The organism is Pseudomonas sp., from assembly GCF_049301935.1.
Classification (GTDB): Bacteria; Pseudomonadota; Gammaproteobacteria; order Pseudomonadales; family Pseudomonadaceae; genus Aquipseudomonas.
This window is the reverse complement of record NZ_JBAQLP010000058.1, coordinates 1-19611: the sequence shown is the minus strand read 5'-3', so window position 1 is coordinate 19611 and position 19611 is coordinate 1. Positions and strand designations below refer to the sequence as shown.

General features: G+C 62.4%; 17 protein-coding genes. 8 read left to right on the top strand and 9 right to left on the bottom strand.

The window, feature by feature from the left end:
* Nucleotides 1-3: 3 nt before the first annotated feature.
* From WA145_RS08475 to WA145_RS08465, 3 genes are read right to left on the bottom strand one after another with little or no spacing between them, the layout of a single operon-like run.
* Nucleotides 4-765 carry a TerB family tellurite resistance protein gene (locus tag WA145_RS08475; RefSeq protein ID WP_422581155.1) on the bottom strand — a complete coding sequence of 254 codons (762 nt, stop codon included), beginning with the start codon at nt 763-765 and terminating at the stop codon, nt 4-6.
* Nucleotide 766: 1 nt separating this feature from the next.
* The gene (gene murU, locus WA145_RS08470) at nt 767-1438 is read right to left on the bottom strand and encodes an N-acetylmuramate alpha-1-phosphate uridylyltransferase MurU (RefSeq protein WP_422581154.1); all 672 of its coding nucleotides are present in this window, start codon (nt 1436-1438) and stop codon (nt 767-769) included.
* A complete protein-coding gene (locus WA145_RS08465; RefSeq protein WP_422581153.1) occupies nt 1435-2451 on the bottom strand; it encodes an aminoglycoside phosphotransferase family protein in 1017 nt (338 codons plus the stop codon). The genes murU and WA145_RS08465 overlap by 4 nt, the downstream gene beginning before the upstream one ends.
* Nucleotides 2452-2576: 125 nt before the next feature.
* On the opposite strand from WA145_RS08465, the gene WA145_RS08460 reads away from it, so the two are divergent.
* Both WA145_RS08460 and WA145_RS08455 read left to right on the top strand, forming a co-directional pair.
* Nucleotides 2577-5357 carry an LPS-assembly protein LptD gene (locus WA145_RS08460; protein WP_422581152.1) on the top strand — a complete coding sequence of 927 codons (2781 nt, stop codon included), beginning with the start codon at nt 2577-2579 and terminating at the stop codon, nt 5355-5357.
* Nucleotides 5338-6630, top strand: a complete 1293-nt coding sequence (locus WA145_RS08455; protein ID WP_422581151.1) for a peptidylprolyl isomerase — start codon at nt 5338-5340, stop codon at nt 6628-6630. The genes WA145_RS08460 and WA145_RS08455 overlap by 20 nt, the downstream gene beginning before the upstream one ends.
* A gap of 134 nt (nt 6631-6764) precedes the next feature.
* On the opposite strand, the gene waaA is transcribed toward WA145_RS08455, so the two are convergent.
* Nucleotides 6765-8066 (bottom strand): lipid IV(A) 3-deoxy-D-manno-octulosonic acid transferase, encoded by a 1302-nt coding sequence (gene waaA, locus WA145_RS08450; protein ID WP_422581150.1) that lies wholly within the window; start codon nt 8064-8066, stop codon nt 6765-6767.
* Between the two features lie 33 nt (nt 8067-8099).
* Nucleotides 8100-8984, bottom strand: a complete 885-nt coding sequence (locus WA145_RS08445; RefSeq protein ID WP_422581149.1) for a LysR family transcriptional regulator — start codon at nt 8982-8984, stop codon at nt 8100-8102.
* 86 nt (nt 8985-9070) lie between these two features.
* On the opposite strand from WA145_RS08445, the gene WA145_RS08440 reads away from it, so the two are divergent.
* From WA145_RS08440 to WA145_RS08425, 4 genes are all read left to right on the top strand, one after another.
* Nucleotides 9071-9403: a DMT family transporter gene (locus tag WA145_RS08440; RefSeq protein ID WP_422581148.1), complete on the top strand. Its 333-nt coding sequence runs from the start codon at nt 9071-9073 to the stop codon at nt 9401-9403.
* A 76-nt stretch (nt 9404-9479) separates the two neighbouring features.
* Nucleotides 9480-10652, top strand: a complete 1173-nt coding sequence (locus tag WA145_RS08435) for an NAD(P)/FAD-dependent oxidoreductase (protein WP_422581147.1) — start codon at nt 9480-9482, stop codon at nt 10650-10652.
* Nucleotides 10652-11470: an aldo/keto reductase gene (locus WA145_RS08430; protein ID WP_422581146.1), complete on the top strand. Its 819-nt coding sequence runs from the start codon at nt 10652-10654 to the stop codon at nt 11468-11470. Before WA145_RS08435 ends, WA145_RS08430 begins: the two co-directional genes overlap by 1 nt.
* A gap of 63 nt (nt 11471-11533) precedes the next feature.
* Nucleotides 11534-12418, top strand: coding sequence for a metal ABC transporter ATPase (locus WA145_RS08425; RefSeq protein WP_422581145.1), 885 nt, complete (start codon nt 11534-11536; stop codon nt 12416-12418).
* A gap of 57 nt (nt 12419-12475) precedes the next feature.
* On the opposite strand, the gene WA145_RS08420 is transcribed toward WA145_RS08425, so the two are convergent.
* The 4 genes from WA145_RS08420 to msbA all read right to left on the bottom strand — a co-directional run bounded on the left by WA145_RS08420 (nt 12476) and on the right by msbA (nt 18331).
* Complete coding sequence (locus WA145_RS08420; protein WP_422581144.1) at nt 12476-13684, bottom strand: acyl-CoA dehydrogenase family protein; 1209 nt, start codon at nt 13682-13684, stop codon at nt 12476-12478.
* 12 nt (nt 13685-13696) lie between these two features.
* The gene (locus WA145_RS08415) at nt 13697-14980 is read right to left on the bottom strand and encodes an acyl-CoA dehydrogenase family protein (RefSeq protein WP_422581143.1); all 1284 of its coding nucleotides are present in this window, start codon (nt 14978-14980) and stop codon (nt 13697-13699) included.
* Between the two features lie 111 nt (nt 14981-15091).
* Nucleotides 15092-16513 (bottom strand): bifunctional D-glycero-beta-D-manno-heptose-7-phosphate kinase/D-glycero-beta-D-manno-heptose 1-phosphate adenylyltransferase HldE, encoded by a 1422-nt coding sequence (hldE, locus tag WA145_RS08410; RefSeq protein WP_422581142.1) that lies wholly within the window; start codon nt 16511-16513, stop codon nt 15092-15094.
* A gap of 39 nt (nt 16514-16552) precedes the next feature.
* Nucleotides 16553-18331, bottom strand: a complete 1779-nt coding sequence (msbA, locus tag WA145_RS08405; RefSeq protein WP_422581141.1) for a lipid A export permease/ATP-binding protein MsbA — start codon at nt 18329-18331, stop codon at nt 16553-16555.
* Between the two features lie 35 nt (nt 18332-18366).
* Here msbA and WA145_RS08400 point away from each other — a divergent pair, with 35 nt between their 5' ends.
* Nucleotides 18367-19008 (top strand): lipopolysaccharide kinase InaA family protein, encoded by a 642-nt coding sequence (locus tag WA145_RS08400; RefSeq protein ID WP_422581140.1) that lies wholly within the window; start codon nt 18367-18369, stop codon nt 19006-19008.
* Nucleotides 18974-19513: a hypothetical protein gene (locus WA145_RS08395; RefSeq protein WP_422581139.1), complete on the top strand. Its 540-nt coding sequence runs from the start codon at nt 18974-18976 to the stop codon at nt 19511-19513. The genes WA145_RS08400 and WA145_RS08395 overlap by 35 nt, the downstream gene beginning before the upstream one ends.
* Nucleotides 19514-19611 lie beyond the last annotated feature (98 nt).

Here is a 19611-nt window from a genome sequence, read left to right as displayed (position 1 = left end):
CGCTTATCGGAAGCCGTGGCGCTGGCGAATCAGATCATAGGCCTGGTGCAACTCCCGGGTACGTTCAGTCGCCTCGCGTACCTGCTCCGGCGTGGCGCCGCTGCCCGCCAGCTTGTCCGGATGATGACGACTCAATAAGCGCCGATACGCCTGTTTGATCTGCGCAGGCTCGGCATCGGCATTGCTATTCAACAGGTTCAGGGCGCGCTGGTAGGCATTACTGGCCGTCGAAACCAGCGGCCCCTGCTGCGCCGCATAGGCAGCGCTCAGCTGCGCCTGGGTAGCCTTTGACACCTGCAGCCACCTACCCCAGAGCATGATCAGCTCGCGCTCGGCCTGCCCGACCTGGCCATCCACCCAGGCCATGCGCCAACAGGCCCGCAGCAATGCTTCGCCATGCGCCTGCTGACGACGCAGCGGTGCACGCAAACTGTCGCGGCCGGTCTTGCCCTGGGCAAAAGCCGCTATCGCCTGACGCTGACCCTCGACATCCAACCCCAGCCGCTGCATTTCCGCCTGCGCCTGTCGAATATGCGCCGGCAGCACGCGACCATCGCTCTTGGCCAACCGCCCCAAAAGCACGAAAAGCAGCCACTCATCACGCACCTCGGCGCGACCGCCCAGGCGCTCACGCAAAGCCGCCCAGGACTGCAGGCGCAGGCGCCGGTCCAGCACTTGGCCCAGCAAACCGCCGAGCATGGCACCGGGAATACTGGCCAGCGCCAGTCCCGTAACCGCCCCCAGCAGGGTCGCAGGCCAGAGCATCTCAGCCGCGCGCCTCAAGCAAACGTTGCACCTGAGCCAGGCGCTCATGGGTACCCACATCCACCCAGCAACCGTCAAACCGCTCACCCGTAACCTGCCCTGTCGCCATGGCGGTGCGCAACAACGGCGCAAGCGCGAAGACGCCGGCCTGGCAATCGGCAAACAGCGCAGGCGATAACACCGCCATACCGCTGTAGGTCAGGCTGTCCTGCCCCAGTTGCGCATCCGTGACCCGCCCTTCGCGCAAACAGAAGTCGCCCTTGACGTGGTGACCCGGGTTCTCGATCAGCACCAGATGGGCCAGGCCGGTTAACGGCCGACGCAGCTCGGCAAAGGGGTAGTCGGTAAAGATATCGCCGTTGATCAGCACAAAAGGCTGGGCGCCCAGCAAAGGCAAGGCCTGAAAGATTCCACCGCCGGTTTCCAAGGGCTCGCCTTCGGCGGAATAGGCAATGTTGACGCCGAAACGCGAGCCATCGCCCAGGTAATCCTCAATCTGCTGTCCCAGCCAGGCATGGTTGATCACCAGCTCGGTAAACCCGGCCGCCGCCAATGCGCGCACGTGATACTCGATCAAGGGCACGCCGGCCGCACGCACCAAGGGTTTCGGGGTATGCAGGGTCAGCGGGCGCAGCCGCTCACCTTTACCGGCGGCCAGAATCATCGCCTTCATACCGGCTCCTGCGGCAGGCTACCAAGCAACTCGGCCAACTCGGCCAGCTCCGGCCGACGCGCCAATACCGCCGATATATAAGAGAAGAAGCGCGGCACATCCCCCAGGTACCTGGGCTTACCATCACGATGGCAAATGCGCGCGAAGATACCGATCACCTTGAGGTGGCGTTGCACACCCATCAAATCGCTGGCACGCAAGAAGTCCTCCCATACCGGCTGCACCGGCACACCGGCCTCACGCGCCTGTTGCCAATACTGCTCCAGCCAGCTGCGTACGCGCGCCTCGGGCCAACTGAGGAAGGCATCCTTGAACAGGCAGGTAACGTCATAAGTCACCGGGCCGTAGACCGCATCCTGAAAATCCAGCACGCCTGGATTCGGCTCACTGAACATCAGGTTGCGCGGCATATAATCACGATGCACCAGCACCTTGGGCTGCGCCAGGGCGCTGTCGATCAACCGCTGACTGGCGCGCTGCCACAGGGTCTGCTGCTGCGCGCTGAACTCGACGCCGAGATGACGCCGCACATACCACTCGGGGAATAGCTGCAGCTCGCGACGCAGCAGCGCGTCATCGTAACTGGGCAATGGCGTGGTCATCGGCAGTTGCTGGAAGGCCAACAGCGCCTGCAGCGCATCGGCAAACAGCACGTCGGCGTTGCCTTCGTTGATCACATCCAGGTAGGTCTGCCGACCCAGATCATTGAGCAGCAGAAAGCCGCGCTCAAGGTCAGCGGCAAGAATCTGCGGCACATTGAGGTGTGCCTCGGCCAGTAGATGCGCCACGTTGACGAAGGGCGCGCAGTCTTCCTGCGGCGGTGGCGCATCCATCACGATCAGGCTACGCCCGGCCCCTTGCCAACGGAAATAGCGGCGAAAACTGGCGTCACTGCTCGCCGACGTCAGCGTGGCGGTGGGTACAGCGCCCCAACCGCGCTCGGCAAACAGCCCAGGCAGCTGCTGATCCAGCCAGTTTTCGAGGAGTTTCAGGCGTACATCTTCATCAGGCATTACAAGGTCTCCGACGGCGCTAGCCGTTGCGCGGGTCATGCTTTATTATCCAGCATCTTTTCAAGCCCATCGAGAGGCGTGCGGCCTCAGGGCCAATGGCGCGCAGGAAGCCCGGAAAAAATAAGATGGCAGTAAAATACCCCGCGTTTCGTAAAAAATTCCCTCTACTGGTCACTGGCAGCCTACTGGCGCTACAACCTTTAGCCGTTCCTTTTGCTATCGCTGCCGAGCAGTACGATTGCCAGGTTTCCGCCACCGGCGGCTGGGCATGCGCCCCGAAAGCCAGCAATGCTGCACTGCCAGCCCGGCCAGTACAACGTGATTCGGTCGCCAGCGGCAACGCCGGTGAGAGCAACACCGGAGCACCCCAGGATAAAGCCGCGCAAGCGACCCTGGTGACTGAAAGCCGTGGCAAAGGCCTGGCCTCGCGTAGCGCCGACTACAGCCACCTCGACTGGGTGCCGCGCGAAAACCTCAGTGCTGCTCAGTTGGCTGAAGCCGGCCCTTACTGCGCAGGCGCTTATGTAGAGCCGATGCGCCCGGGCATGAACGACACCACGCCGATGGATGAAGCGCCGATGTTCGTCTCGGCCAAAGCCTCGCGCTATGAGCAGGAAGAGCAGGTCGCTACCCTCGCTGGCGATGTAGTCCTGCGCCAGGCCGGCATGCAGGTCGAAGCGGATGAAGCCAACCTGCGCCAGGCGGAAAACCGCGGCGAGCTGATCGGCAATGTGCGCCTGCGTGATCAAGGCATGCTGGTGGTGGGCGACCGCGCCGAGCTGCAGCTGGACAATGGTGAAGCCAAAGTCGACAACGCTGAATATGTGCTGCACAAGAGCCATATTCGCGGCAATGCGCTTTACGCCAAGCGTGAAGAAAGCGCGATTATTCGTCTGAAAGACGGCACCTATACCAGCTGTGAACCCGGCAGCAACGCCTGGCACCTGAAGGGCAACAACATCACCCTGAATCCGGCCACCGGTTTCGGCACCGCGACCAACGTCACCCTGCGGGTGAAGAATATTCCGGTGTTCTACACACCTTATATCTACTTCCCGATTGATGATCGTCGCCAGTCCGGTTTCCTGCCGCCAAGCCTCAGCAGCTCCAGCGATAACGGCCTGACCCTGCAAACGCCGTATTACTTCAACCTGGCGCCGAATTACGATGCCACGCTGTACCCGACCTATATGGCTGATCGCGGCTTGCTGATGGAAGGCGAATTCCGCTACCTCAGCAAGAACAGCGAAGGCCAGTTCGGCGCGGCGTACCTGGACGACAGCAACGACGACCGCAAGCTTATGTCCGAGTATGAAGACCAGCGCTGGATGTACAGCTGGCAGCACCGGACCGGCCTGACTTCACGCTTGCTGGCTGAAGTCGACTACACCGACATCAGCGACCCGTATTACTTCCAGGATCTGGACAGTGACCTCGGCATCAGCTCCACCAGCTATGTCGACCAGCGCGGCACCCTGACCTACCGTGGCAACGGCTATACCGCACGCCTCAATGCGCATGCCTACGAGCTGGCCAATATCACCGATATCACCCCATACAATCGTCTGCCACAGCTGACGCTGGATGGCGTGCTGCCATTTAAGCCGGCCGGAGTGAATTTCAGCTACGGCACAGAATATGTGCGCTTCGACCGCAGCCTGCGTAACGGTTTCTTCACCGATGAAGATGGCAATACCGGCACAGAAGCGTTCCGTTGGTACGACGACCGCCTGCGCGGCCTGGCCCGCGCCAACGGCGAGCGCCTGCATGTTGAACCCGCTGTCAGCCTGCCGCTGAACTGGAGCTGGGGCTTTATCAAGCCACAGGTCAAATACCTGCAGACCAATTACGACCTGAGCCTCGACCAGCAGGGCAAGAGCACCTTGCTAGCCGAGCAGCAATACAAGAGCAGCCAGAGCCGCGGCGTCGGCATGTTTAGCCTGGACAGCGGCCTGTACTTCGACCGCGACAGCCAGTGGTTCGGCAAAAACTACCGCCAGACCCTGGAACCGCGCCTGTTCTACCTCTATGTACCCGAGGAAGACCAGACCGACATCCCGGTATTCGACACCAGCGAAAGCACCTTTAGCTACTCCTCGCTCTGGCGGGAAAACCGCTTCTCCGGCAAGGACCGCATCGGCGACGAAAACAAACTGTCGCTGGGCGTGAGCAACCGCTGGATCGAACCGAATGGCTTCGAGCGTCAACGCTTTAGTATCGGCCAGTCTTTCTACTTCGAAGACCGCCAGGTACAGCTGCCGGGCATTGACTACCGCACCCGCCAAGACTCGCAGTCGTCGGTTTCGCCCTACGCGCTTGAGTACCTCTACCGCTTTAACCGCGACTGGCGCTTCTCCTCGGACTTCAACTGGGACCCGGACAGCCGCAGCACCCGCTCGGGCAGTGCGATGTTCCACTACCAGCCAGAAGACAACCCGAACAAGGTGGTCAACGCCGGCTATCGCTACCGCAATGACACCGTACGCTATGACCAGGCCACTGGTAACTGGGTTGTGGGTGGCGGTGACTATGGCACTCCTGGCTCTCCCGAATATATCGAGGACTATTACAAGATCAGCCAGCACGATTTCTCGGTGATCTGGCCGATCGTGCCGCAGTGGAGCGTGATCTCGCGCTGGCAGTATGACTACGGTCGCGACCGCACCCTGGAAGCCTTCGCCGGCTTCGAGTACGACAGCTGCTGCTGGAAACTGCGCCTGATCAACCGCTATTGGATCGACTACGACGAAGTCAGCCTAAACCCGTCGTTGAACGACCAGGCTGATCGCGGCATCTTCCTGCAGATCGTACTCAAAGGTCTGGGCGGTGTAGTCGGTAATAAAGTTGAGACTTTCCTCGACCAAGGCATTCAAGGTTATCGTGAACGTGAAGATCAAGCTTTCTGATTGCGTGCGCCCCCTGCTGTTGGGCGCGCTGTTTCTGGGTACTGCGGCAAACGCCGAGGTACAACCACTCAACCGCGTCGTAGCGATTGTCGATAACGATGTGGTGATGCAAAGCCAGCTCGACTCACGCCTGCGTGAAGTGCAGCAGACCATCGCCCAGCGCGGTGCAGCCCTGCCGCCTGAGCATGTGCTCAGCCAGCAGGTGCTGGAACGCCTGATCATCGAGAACATCCAGCTGCAGATTGGTGAGCGCTCGGGCATTCGGATTACCGACGAAGAGCTGAATCAGGCCATTGGCACCATTGCCCAGCGCAATGGCATGAGCATCGAGCAGTTTCGCGCCGCCCTGGCCAAAGATGGCCTGTCCTACACCGATGCGCGCGACCAGGTACGCCGCGAGATGATCATCAGCCGAGTGCGCCAACGCCGCGTGGCGGAACGCATCCAGGTCACCGACCAGGAAGTGCAGAACTTCCTCGCCTCGGACATGGGCAAGATGCAGCTGTCGGAAGAGTTCCGCCTAGCCAACATCCTCATCCCGGTAACCGAAGGTGCCTCCCCGGAGGATATCCAGGCCGCTGACCGTCAGGCCCGCGAGCTGTATCAGCAATTGCAACAAGGCGCCGATTTCGCCCAGCTGGCGATTGCCCGTTCAGCCAGTGAAACCGCGCTGGAAGGCGGCGAAATGGGCTGGCGTAAGGCCGGACAGCTGCCACCGCCCTTCGACAGCATGCTCAGCGCCTTGTCGGTCGGTCAGGTGACTGAACCGATGCGTACTCCCGGTGGCTTTATCATGCTCAAGCTGCTGGAAAAACGCGGCGGCGACAGCCAGGTGCGTGACGAAGTGAATGTTCGCCACATCCTGATCAAGCCCAGCGAAATCCGTAGCGAAGCCGAGACCGAGCGCCTGATCGAACGTCTGCACCAGCGCATCCTGGCCGGAGAAGATTTTGCCGAACTGGCAAAGAATTTCTCCGAAGACCCAGGCTCGGCGCTGAATGGCGGCACCCTGAGCTGGATCGACCCGAACGCACTGGTCCCCGAGTTCCGCGAAGTGATGAACAACACGCCGGCGGGCGAGCTGTCCAAACCCTTCAAGAGCCCGTTTGGCTGGCATGTACTGGAAGTCATGGGGCGCCGCGCCACCGACAGCAGCGCCCAGTTCCGCGAGCAGCAGGCAATGACCATCTTGCGTAACCGCAAGTACGATGAAGAACTGCAAGCCTGGTTGCGGCAAATTCGTGACGAAGCCTACGTCGAGAGCAAACTCTGACCGGCTCGGTGCGCTAGCGCAGGCAGCAAAAAAAACCGGTTCCTGCTGCTGCAGAACCGGGTTTTTTATGTGGCGGCCATTGACCGCCATGCAGACCATGCCAACCAGTGTGGCCTCACGGGCATGACCCGCATTTACACTTCCGACTGCCTCTGCTTCAGCAAACGCGCTAGCCCCGCCAGCAAACGCGCCAGCGCGCCCTGATTGGCGTGCATCACCGCCAACCCGGCAGCACGCATGGCCTGCGCCACCTCGGGCTGACGCCACAACTGGGCAACACGCTGCGCCAGAACGCCTGCATCCGCCACCTCATTCAAGGCGCCAGCCGCGCGCAGCTGCGCGGCAATCTCGAGAAAGTTGAACAGGTGCGGGCCGCTCAATACCGGCTTACCCAGCGCCGCCGGCTCCAGCAGGTTATGCCCGCCATTGGCCACCAGGCTGCCACCGACAAAGGCGATATCAGCCAGGGCATAGAGAAACAGCAGCTCGCCCATGGTGTCGCCGAGCAGCACCTGATCGCTCGTCTGCAATGCTTCGCCGGTGGAGCGCCGCCGCGTGCTGAAACCTTGCCGCTGGCACAACTCGAACACCGTATTGAAGCGCTCGGGATGGCGCGGCACCAGAATCAGCAGGGCATCGGGGTTTTGCTTGAGCAGCTCACGATGAGCAGCGAGAACGATCTCATCCTCGCCGGCATGGGTGCTCGCAGCGATCCACGCCGGGCGCTGCGTAGCCTGCCATTGCTCACGCAAGGCCGCGGCGCGCGTGAGCAAATGCGGATCAATCGTTAGATCAAACTTGATCGAGCCGGTGACCTCGACGCACTCAGAGCGCGCCCCGAGACTTCTGAAACGCTCGGCTTCCAGCGCCGTTTGTACGGCCAGCAACTCCAGCTCGGCGAGCATCGGCGCGGTGAGGTTGGCAAAGCGCGCATAACCACGGGCCGAGCGCTCGGACAGGCGCCCGTTGGCCAGCGCCACGGGGATGCCGCGCTTGGCGCACTGGTGGATATGGTTGGGCCACAGCTCGGTCTCCATGATCACCGCCAGCTTAGGCTGCACCTTGCGTAGAAAGCGCGCGGCGGCCCAGGGCAGGTCATACGGCAGGTAGCAATGCTGCACCCGCCCGGCGTACTCACTGCCACCGAACATAGCCTGGATGCGCTCCGAGCCGGTTGGCGTCATGCAGGTGATGGTGATTGGCAGCTGCGGGTAACGCGCCAGCAGCACGCGCACCAGCGGCGCGGCGGCGATACTTTCGCCCACCGACACCGCATGCAGCCAGATGCCGCCAGGTTTGAGCGGCGGCAGGCCAAGGGCAAAGCGTTCGCCGATACGCTTGGCATAGGCCGGCGCCTGCCAGGCACGCCAAGCCAGCCGCCCGGCCACCAGCGGCAGGCCAAGATGAAACAACAGGGTGTAGAGGCTTCTATTCATGGGCGCGCAGCTTAACAGAGTGGTTGGGGCTGATCAGCCGATGGCCTGCAGATGCTGGGCAAAGCACTCGGCCAGCCACAACGCCGCCGGGCCCAGCGCTTCATCACGGCGGCAGACCAGCTCCACCACCAGCGGTGGCGGCGTCCAATCGCTGCTCAGCTCCACCAACTGGCTCTGGTAAGTCGGGTACTGCACCACATGACGCGGCAGCCAGGCCCAGCCGAGGTTGCGCAGCAACAGTTCGGCCATGGCGTAGAAGCTGTCCGTACGCCAGACCGACGGGCTGAGCTGCTCGCCACCCGGATAATGGCTGTCCTGCGGCGCCATCAGCAGTTGCCGATGGCGCGCCAGTTCACGCCGATCAACATGCCCGGCCCCCGCCAACACATGCCCTGCCCCGCACACGGTGACCATCTCGATGGTACCCAGGCGCTGGCGCTCCAGGGCGTCGGGCATCTGCTCATGGTGAAACAGCAGGCCGAGGTCGGCGCGGTGTTCCAGCAGCTTGCGCGCCACATCGCCCTGGGCGCCGCTGGCCAGTTGCACCTCCAGCAGCGGGAAGCGCTGGGCCAGCGCCTCCAGGCTGTCGAGTACCGGCTGATAGGGCATGGCCTCATCCTGGGCCAGGCGCAGGCGCACCTCTTCACCGCGGACCAGGCCCAGCGCACGCCCTTCTAGACGCTGGCACTGACGCAGCACCTCGCGCGCCTCTTCCAACAGCGCCGCACCAGCATCGGTCAGACGCGGCTGGCGGCCACTGCTGCGCTCGAACAGCAGCACACCCAAATCAGTCTCCAGCAGGGCAATCGCATTGCTCACCGCCGACTGCGCGCGTTGCATCTGCCGGCCCACGGCGGAGAACGACTGGCCCTCGGCGACGCTGACAAACAGGCGAATCTGCTCCAGGCTCCACTGCATAACCCATCTCCCATACAGATAGGTAATCACTTTATCCCATCACCCAGACAACTAGAATGGCCGCCAGACCACACAGGAGGTTCACCATGAGCGGCTATCTCTATCTCGCTGTCGCCATCACCGCCGAAGTTATCGCCACCACCTCGATGAAGGCCCTGGATGGTTTCAACAAACCCCTGCCCCTGCTGCTGGTCGTGGTCGGCTACGTCATCTCGTTCTGGATGCTCAGTTTGGTGGTGAAGACCATCCCGGTCGGCGTCGCTTACGCGGTGTGGGCGGGCCTGGGCATCGTGCTGGTAAGCATCGCGGCGGTGTTTCTCTACCAGCAGCGGCTGGACCTGCCGGCCATGCTCGGCATGGGCCTGATCGTCGCCGGTGTGGTGGTGATTCAGCTGTTCTCGCAAAGCGTCGGGCACTGAACCGGTTCTGGGCCACGCAGGCGCAGCAGCGCGAGCGGGTTATACTGCGCGCCTGTTTTCCCGGTGAGACACATGCATGTCCCAGGCGTTAAGCACTGATGTTTTGATCGTGGGCGGCGGCATTGCCGGCCTCTGGCTGAATGCGCGCCTGCGCCGCCAGGGCTTTGCCACCCTGCTGGTGGAAAATGCCCGCCTCGGCGGCGGGCAGAGCGTGAAATCCCAGGGCATCATCCATGGCGGCGCCAAGTACGCCCTGCACGGCGCACTGACCGGCGCCTCCGAAGCCATCGCCGATATGCCCAGGCGTTGGCGCGAAGCCCTGGCCGGCAGCGGCGAACTGAACCTCACGGGCGTGCGCCTGCTCTCCGATGCCCACTACCTGTGGTCGCCCGGCAGCCTGGCCGGCAATATCACCAGCTTCTTCGCCAGCAAGGCGGTGCGCGGCCGGGTCGATCAGGTCAGGGGCGAGCAACTGCCTCCAGCCCTGCAACACCCGAAATTCAAGGGCAAGGTCTACCGCCTGGCCGAACTGGTGCTGGATGTGCCGAGCCTGATCAGCCGCCTCAGTGAACTGGCCGACGATGGCCTGCTGGCCGCCGAGCGCATCGAGCCGCTGCGGGAAAACGGCGAACTGGTCGGCCTGCGCGTCGACGGCCGGGAAGTTCGTGCGCAGCGCATTATCCTTAGCGCCGGCCGTGGCAATGCCGATCTGCTCGGCGCCCTTGGCCTGAGTCAACCGGCCCAGCAGTTGCGCCCGCTGCATATGGTGCTGGTCAAAGGGCCCACGCTGAAGCCACTGTACGCCCACTGCCTGGGCGGCGGGCCGAAGCCGCGCGTGACCATCACCACCCACCCGGCCGCAGATGGCCAGTGGGTCTGGTACCTGGGTGGCGACCTGGCCGAAGCCGAGGGCGTGGCCCGCAATCCAGCGGCGCAAATCCAGGCCGCGCAGAAAGAGCTGGCCGAGCTGCTGCCCTGGGTCGATCTGTCTGCCGCGCAATGGGCGACGCTGCGAGTGGAACGCGCCGAGCCGGCGCAATCCGGTCTGGTGCGCCCGGACAATGCCTTTTTGCACGAGCAGGGCACGCTGCTGGTCGGCTGGCCGACTAAACTGGCGTTAGCCCCGGACTTTGCCGACCGCGTGCTGGCGACGCTGGCCCGTGACGGCATTCAGCCGGGGCAACACGCGCCGCTGCCCGCGCTGCCGCGCCCGAGCGTGGCCCCACCCGCCTGGGAGGAACTGTTCTGATGCATCCACTGCACAGCCTGCACAACCTGCATCGCCCCTTGGGCGCCACCGAGCTGCTGGTTTCGCCGCTGGGCCTGGGCACGGTCAAGCTGGGCCGTGATCAGGGGGTGAAATACCCAGCCGGCTTTACCATTCCCGATGACGCCGCCGCCCGCGAACTGCTGGCCCTGGCCCATGACCTGGGCATCAACCTGATCGACACCGCGCCGGCCTATGGCAGCAGCGAAACCCGCCTCGGCCCGCTGCTGCGCGGCCAGCGCCAGCAGTGGGTGATTGTCAGCAAGTGCGGCGAAGAGTTCGACAACGGCCAGTCGCGCTTCGACTTCAGTCCGGCCCATACGCGTTTCTCGGTGGAACGTAGCCTCAAACGCCTGGAAACCGATTTTATCGACCTGCTGCTGGTGCATTCGGACGGCAACGATGTGGCCATCCTGCGTGACAGCGGCGTGTACGAAACCCTGGCCGAGCTTAAGCGCGAGGGCAAAATTCGCGGCTTCGGCCTCTCCGGCAAAACCGTCGAAGGCGGCCTGCTGGCCCTCGAGCACGGTGACTGCGCGATGGTCACCTACAACCTCAATGAGCAGGCCGAGCAGGCCGTGCTCGACTACGCCGAAGTGCATGGCAAAGGCATCCTGATCAAAAAGGCCCTGGCCAGCGGCCACGCCTGCCTAGCGCCGGGCGTCGACCCGGTACGCGCCAGCTTCGAGCTGATCTTCGGCCACCCGGCTACCAGCAGCGCCATCATCGGCACCATCAACCCACAGCACCTGACGCATAACGTCGCCACCGCTGCCGCTGTAATTCAGGATATTGCCTAAGCGTTCACGCCCGCCCATCTGTGCCAAGCTCTCAGGCCGTATCCATGCCCGCGAGGAGTTGCCATGCCGCGCACCCTGATCCGCAAAGACCCGAGCAACTTCAAGACCCTGCAGCTGTTTGTCGAAGCCAGCCCGGAAGGCCTGAGCTACCAGGGCCTGGGCATGCCGCTGAACTTCGCGCAGATGCTGGAGAGGCGCAAACCGGTCAGCGTGGCCGACAGCCAGCGCTTTGCCGTGGAGCTGGCCAATCTGGGCGTTTCGGTGCGCCTGACCCTCTGCTGGCAGGGCCGCGAATACTGGGTACTGGTGCGCCAGCGCCGTGCCGATCGTGGCGATGTGGTGCTCAAGCTGATCTCCGGTTACGTACCGGCCCATGAACTCAACCTGCCGCTGCTTACCGCGATTCAGGAAGTGGCCGAAGAGTGCCTGCTGGAAACCCCGGAAGGCTGGCTAAGCGGGCGCTTTGGCGACACCTGGCTGCCGACGCCCTACCGGAGCAGCCTGCGCTACCGGGAAACCGCGCATTTCAGCCTCAGCCCGCTGTCCGGCGCGGCGCGGTCGGTGCAATGCGGCAACCTCAAGCTGCTCGAACGCCCGCGCGCTTACGTGCACCTGCCGACCGCCTCATTGCAGCTGGTATATGACCTGCACCTGCAACTGCCGAGGGAAATCAAACAGCTGAGTCTATTGCACGTCGACGAGCACCTGGAGGATGGCCAGCTGATCGCCTGCCTCAACCGCGCCCGTCCCGACCTGTTTCTGATTCCGCTGGATCAGGGCCGCCCGAGCGCCCAGCTACTGACCCTCAAGCAAGGCCAGCTATCAGCCGCCAGTACCCGCGGCCTGTGGCTGGCCGAAAGCTTTGCCCCCCAGGATGGCTGGCTGGTGCGCGATGAGCGTATCCGCTGGAAGGATTGGCTGGCGCAGACTCAAAAAAGCCCCGTCTAGGCGGGGCAAAAAGGGATTGCAGGCAGACGGGCTGGCGTCACCCAGCCCGCGTAACAACTACTTCAATTCGCTGGAACTCTTGCCCAGCAGGCGCCGTGCGACGATCAGCAACTGGATCTGCTGGGTGCCCTCGAAGATGTCGAGAATCTTCGAGTCACGCGCCCATTTCTCCAACAGTTCATCCTCGCCGTAGCCCAGCGCGCCAGCCAGTTCGACGCATTTCAGCGTCACCTCGTTGGCCACCCGTCCGGCCTTGGCTTTGGCAATCGACGCCTCCTTGGAGTTGGGCAGCTTGTTGTCGGCCATCCAGGCGGCTTTCAGGGTCAGCAGGCGTGCGGCTTCCCATTCGGCTTCCAGGCGATACAGCGTCGCCTCGGCATGGCTGACGCAGAGCAAAGGCGTACGGTAATCCAGCGTGCAGACCTTTTTCAGCAGCTCGCGGGTGCGATCCAGCGACGCCTTGGCCACGCCCACCGCCATCCCGGCGACCAGCGGGCGGGTGTTGTCGAAGGTCTCCATCACCCCGGCAAAGCCCTTCTGCACATCGATTTCGGGATTTCCCAGCAGGTTGGCCGCCGGCACCCGGCAATCGCTAAAGCTGATCGCGGCCGTATCCGAGGCCTTGATACCGAGTTTCTTCTCCAGGCGGGTAACCGTCATGCCCGGCGTGCCGTGCTCCACCACAAAGGACTTGATCGCCGCGCGGCCGAGGCTCTTGTCCAGGGTGGCCCAGACCACCACCGCATCGGCGCGCTGGCCGGAGGTCACGTAGATCTTCTCACCGTTGAGCACGTAGTGATCGCCATCCTTGATCGCCGTGGTGCGGATTGCCGCCGAGTCCGACCCGCAGCCCGGCTCGGTAATCGCCATGGCCGCCCAGGTACCGCCGAAGCGCGCCAGCTGCTCATCATTGGCCACCGCGGCAATCGCCGCATTGCCCAGGCCTTGGCGGGGCATGGCCAGCAGCAGGCCGACATCGCCCCAGCACAGCTCCATCACCCCGAGCAGGGCGGAGAGGTTGCCGCCATTCTTGATGCCTTCCTGCTGCTCACGAGCCGCGCCACGTTTGCTCGCCGAGGTGGCGCCGATGGCATCCGGCGAGCCGGCGTTCATGCCATCGAGCAGCGCGGCCAGTAGGTCCAGCTCCTTGGGGTAGGCGTGTTCGGCCTTGTCGTACTTGCGCGAAAGCGGGCGGAAATAATTCGCCGCCACCTGATGGGCCTGATTGACCAGACCGCGGAATTTCTTTGGGGTTTCCAGATTCATATTGAGGCGCCCTTAAAGCTGTAGGCCGCCGGCCATGACTGCCAGCGCACGCAAATCGCGGTACCAGCGCTCGGCTGGATGTTCTTTGGTAAAGCCATGGCCGCCGAGCAGCTGCACTGCGTCGGTGCCGATCTTCATGGCCTTCTCGCTGCACAGCAGGCGCGCCAGATAGGCCTCGCGCTGGAACGACAAGCCCTGCTCGGCGCGGGCACAGGCTCGCCAGACCAGCAGGCGCATGGCGTCGATCTCCACGGCCATGTCCGCGACCATAAAGGCCACGCCCTGGCGATGGCTGATCGGCTCACCAAAGGCCAGCCGCTCGTTGCAATAGGGAATCACGTAGTCCAGGGCGGCCTGCGCCGTGCCCACGGCCAGGGCGCACCAGGCCAGGCCGGCGTAATCGAGAAAGCTCTGGTAGTTGAAATGCTCAGCGGCCAGGCGCGCCTCGACCGGCACCTTGACGCCATTGAGTCGCACACGTGCGGTGCTGCCGGCTTTCAGGCCCATGGCAGGCTGCGGGCTGCGCTGCAGGCCTTTGGCGCCCGCCTCGACGATAAACAGCGCCGGGCCGTCCGCCGCGTGCGCCGCGACGAGCAACTGGCTGGCATCCAGACCGCGCAGCACCAGGCTCTTTTCACCGCTGAGCACGTAGTGCTTGCCGCGCTTGCGCGCCCGAGTCGCCAGCCTGTGCGGATCAAACAGCGGCGTCGGCTCATTGAGCGCAATCGCCATCACTGGCGCGGGTTCCTCACCGACAAAGGCCGGCAACCAGCGCGCCTGCTGCGCGGCATTGCCCCAACGGCGGATGCAGTTGGCCGCCGATAGCGGCACCAGTAACGCGGCGGCCAAGGACAGATCGCCCTTGCCCAGCGCCTCGGCGATCAGCGCATTGCTCAGGGTGGTGCGCTCGCCCGCCATACCGCCCAGGGCTTCGCTCACCGCGTAGTGGGTCAGCCCCAGCTCGTGGGCCTGGTTGAGCAAGGCAGCCGGTAGCGCGGCCTGCTCATCGGCCTCATGGGCCAGCGGACGCAGCACTTCGCTGGCGAAGGCTTCCAGCATCTCCACCAGCATCTGCTGCTCATCGGACAGCGACAGATCGAACAAGGCATCGGGATCAGCTGGGCGCGCAACTTTACCGGCTTGGCCCGCACGCTGCGCCACCGCACGAAAACTCGCGCGACTGCCGCTGTAGATAAGTTTTTCGAAAGGTTTGCGCAGCTTTAAGCGGTCCGGCCAGTCAGCCTGGGCGACCCGGTTGAGGATTGCCAGGGCACAGCCCTGTACGTCGGAAGTCATGGCATCTCGCTCCATGCGGGGGATGCCAGGAATCATGCGCGCGGTCAGAGCAAGCGCCTATGACCGCGCCGCCGCCAGCGACTGGCACAACAGCCAGTCGCAGGACGGGGGTTACTTGCTGCGGATCTTCTCGACAATGGCGGTGGTCGAGCTGTTTTCCACCAGGCCCAGCACCCGCACTTCGCCGCCGTAGGCACGGACAATATCGCCACCGACCACGCCTTCGATGCCGTAATCGCCACCTTTGACCAGCACATCCGGCTTGACCGCGCGCAGCAGGTTTTCCGGGGTGTCTTCGCTAAAGCTCACCACCCAATCCACCGCGCCCAGACCGGCCAGCACGGCCATGCGCCGATCCACCGCGTTGATCGGCCGACCCGGGCCTTTTAGACGGCTGACCGAAGCGTCGTCATTTACCGCCAGCACCAGTCGATCACCCTGGGCGCGCGCCTGCTCCAGGTAGGTGACATGGCCGGCATGCAGGATGTCGAAGCAGCCATTGGTGAAGACAATCTTCTCGCCATGGGCGCGGGCATCGTCGATCGCCAGCAGCAACTGATCGAGGCTCAACACGCCACGCTCGGAGCCGGCCTCACGCTGGATAGCGCGGCGCAACTCCGGCGCGCTGATGGCGGCGGTGCCGAGCTTGCCGACCACGATACCGGCAGCCAGGTTGGCCAGGGCCACGGCATGCGGCAATTCCTCGCCAGCGGCCAGGCTGGCGGCCAGGGTGGAAATCACTGTATCGCCGGCACCGGTCACATCAAACACTTCACGGGCACGGGCCGGCAGGTGCAGCGCCGGATGCTCAGGGCGCAGCAGGGTCATGCCGTGCTCGCCACGGGTCACCAGCAGCGCGCCCAGTTCCAGCTCACTCATCAGCGCCGCGCCCTTGGCCACCAGCTCAGCCTCATCGCGGCAGTGGCCAACGATGGTTTCGAATTCGTGCAGGTTCGGGGTAATCAGGCTGGCGCCACGGTAGATGGAGAAGTCCTTGCCCTTGGGATCGGCCAGCACGGCAATGCCCTTGCTGCGCGCCAGCTGCACCAGCGCCTGATGGTTCTGCAGCGCACCCTTGCCGTAATCGGAGAGGATCAGCACCTTGATGCCCTCCAGCTGCGACTCGACGCTGGCCGTCAGAGCGGCACTGTCGGTGCGGAATGGTTCCTCGAAGTCCATGCGCAACAGCTGCTGGTGACGACTCAGCACGCGCAGTTTGACGATGGTCGGTTGATCCTTGATGCACTGAAACAGGGTCTTCACCCCTACCGCGTGCAGGCTGTTGCTCAGGCTCTCGGCGGCTTCGTCCTGCCCAGTCACGCCAACCAATATGGCGGGCGCGCCGAGGGCGGCGATGTTTAGCGCGACGTTGGCCGCGCCGCCCGGACGATCCTCGATCTGCTCGACCTTGACCACCGGCACCGGCGCTTCCGGAGAAATCCGCGAGGTGCCGCCATGCCAATAACGGTCGAGCATAACGTCGCCTACCACCAGAACGGCAGCGTGGTCAAAACGGGGCATGGACAGCTTCATGTGAACTCCGGAGCCTAAAAATGGCGGGCGCTTATTCTATCAGGCGATATCCAATGGCGTACTTTCATCCAACCCCAGCGCATGCAGGCGTGCATAAAAACCGTTCTGCGCCAGCAGGTCGACATGCGTACCACGCTCGACGATCCGCCCCTGATCCATCACCAGGATCAGGTCGGCTTTCTCGATGGTTGACAGACGATGTGCGATAACCAGTGTGGTACGCCCCTTCATCACCCGATCCAAAGCCGCCTGAATATGCCGCTCGGACTCGGTATCGAGCGCCGAGGTTGCCTCATCCAGCACCAGAATCGGCGCATCTTTCAGCAAGGCCCGAGCAATCGCCAGACGCTGGCGCTGGCCGCCGGAGAGCAGCACGCCATTCTCGCCGACTTCGGTGTCCAGCCCCTGCGCCAGCTTGTCGATAAACTCCTTGGCATAGGCTGCCTCAACCGCCTGCTCGATGGCCTCACGCGGCGCGTCGACCAGGTCGCCGTAGGCGATATTGTTGGCCACACTGTCGTTGAACAGGGTGACCTGCTGAGTCACCAGAGCGATATGTCGGCGCAGGTTGCGCAAGGTGTAGTTTTCGACATCCACACCATCGAGCAGAATCTGCCCGGTTTCATGGTGATAGAAACGCGGAATCAGGCTGGCCAGGGTCGACTTGCCGCTGCCGGAGCGCCCGACCAGGGCGATCATCTGTCCCGGTTCGGCGCTAAAGCAAATATCGCTAAGCACCGGCCTCTCGGCACCCGGGTACTGGAAACTCAGATTACGCACTTCCAGCCGGCCACTGACCCGTTCAAGCTCGACCGTACCGCGGTCGACTTCGGGAGTTTCATCGAGCTGCTCGAAGATGCTGTCGGCCGCAGCCAGGCCTTTTTGAATAGTCGCACTCACCTCGGAAAGCTGGCGAATGGGCTTGGGGAGCAGGCCGGCGGCAGTAATATAGGCCACCAGTTCGCCAGCCGACGCATCGCCGCGCAGGTAAAGCACCAGGTACATCAGCACCGCCATGGCGCTGAAAATCACCAACTGCAGCATCGGGGTATAGACCGCCTGAGTGCGGGTCATCTTCAGCGACTTGTTCATATTGTCGGCGCTGGAGCGATGAAAGCGCTGCTGCTCGTAAGCCTCGCCGCCGAAGCTGCGTACCACCCGATAACCCTGAATAGTCTCGGAAGCGACATGCGTGACATCGCCCATCGCCTCCTGGATCTTCTTGCTCTGCTTACGAAATTTCTTGCTTGCCGACCCCACCATCAGACCGATCACCGGCAATATGCTGAGCAGTACCAGGGTCAATTTCCAGTTCATGTACAGCAGATAACCGAACAAGAAAATGACCGAAAGCCCCTCGCGAATCACCACTTTGATGGCATCTGTCGCGGCACCGGTGACCATGGTCACGTTATAGGTGATACGGGAGATCAGATGACCGGAGTTGTGGCTGTCGAAATAGCGATTAGGCAGGGTCAGCAGGTTGTCGAACAACGCGCAGCGCAGGTCGTGCACCACGCCACGCGCCACCTTGGCCAGGTAATAGTTGCCCAGAAATGAACCTATGCCCTGATAGAGCGCAATGAGTACAATCAGCAACGGCACGCCATAGATCATCGGTACTCCGAGCAAGGTAGCGTGCTCAGGGTTCTGCAAGCCGTCCAAGAACAGCTTGAGCATATGCGCCAGCATCGGCTGGCTTGAGGCGAAGAGCAGAAAACCGATGATACTGACGGCGAAAGCGCCCCAATAGGGGACTACATACTTCAGCAATCGCAGGTAGACCTTCAAACTGGATTGCTGTGCGGAGTTGGCCATTCGGCGAGCCTCGTACGACTGGCTAGAGAAATAAGATGCGGATTGTAACAGCGCAAGAACTGGAAAGTTGGCTGACCAGCGGCAAGGTGCTGGAAAAGGATGCGCGCGGCCCCAAGGTGGTCGCCCTGGATAACGGGCTGTTTCTGAAGATTTTCTATACCCGCAAACAGCCCCTGATCGCACGCCTGTGGCCTGCCTGCAAGCGTTTTGCCGACAATGCCCGCCTACTAGCCCGCCTACAGATCCCGACACCGTCGATCAACCAGATATTCTGGCTCGACAAGCGCACAGGCTTAAGCGGGTGCCTGTACCATCCTTTACCGGGCATTTCGCTCGAAGCGCTATTCCATCAGTCTCCAGACAAACTCCAGGCATTGCTGCCGAAGCTCGCGACTTTCGTGCGCCAGCTTCACCGCAAGAAAATCTACTTCCGCTCCCTGCACATGGGTAACATTTTGCTATTACCCGATGGCAGCTTCGGCTTGGTCGATTTTCTGGATCTCAAGCAACACGCCTTACCGCTGACGGGTTGGCATATAAAAAGAAACCTCAGACATCTGCAAAGTCACCTTTGCCGCAAGGACCTGAAAGGATTTCCGGTTGATGAGCTGATCAGCCTTTATTACAAGGAAACAGGCGCACGTGACACCCAAGGGACTGCTAGCAAGCCGTTTTAACGCAAGCTTGCGCGATAGAGACCTCGTCTTTTACTGCCATGGCGATCACACCAGCGCTCTGCACGCAGCCCTGGGCGCCATCAGAAGCCTGATTGACAGACGCAAGAAGATGGGACGCCACCGCCTGGCGCAAGTTTGTTGTGCTGGCAATGCGCTGGAAATCTTCGTCAAAACCTCCAGAGTGGATAGCCTGGCCTCGCGCCTGCGCATTAGCTTGGGCCTTAAACGTCGTTCCGGCGCCTATGACTGGGTATTGGCGGAACTGCACAACAATATCGAAGCCTCGCAAAGAACCAGCCTGATCCCCAGGCTCATTGGCTATGGCTTTATCAAGCGCAACGGGCTCGTGAACGAAGCCTTCCTGGCCTATGAGAACCTTGAGGATCATGTCGATGGGCTTTCATGGGTCAGAAAGCATCCATCCAAGGTCGATAGTTTTATTCAAACCAGCCTGAACCTGATTACCACGCTTAACCGTAAGCGTCCGGCCAACACACCTACCTGACAGCGTCGTCTAAGGCGATGGTGTCCACCTGATTTTAAGTGGACACCATTTTTAGCCTTTTTAAGAGGACGCTCATGCAACAAGAACGCCACACCTAT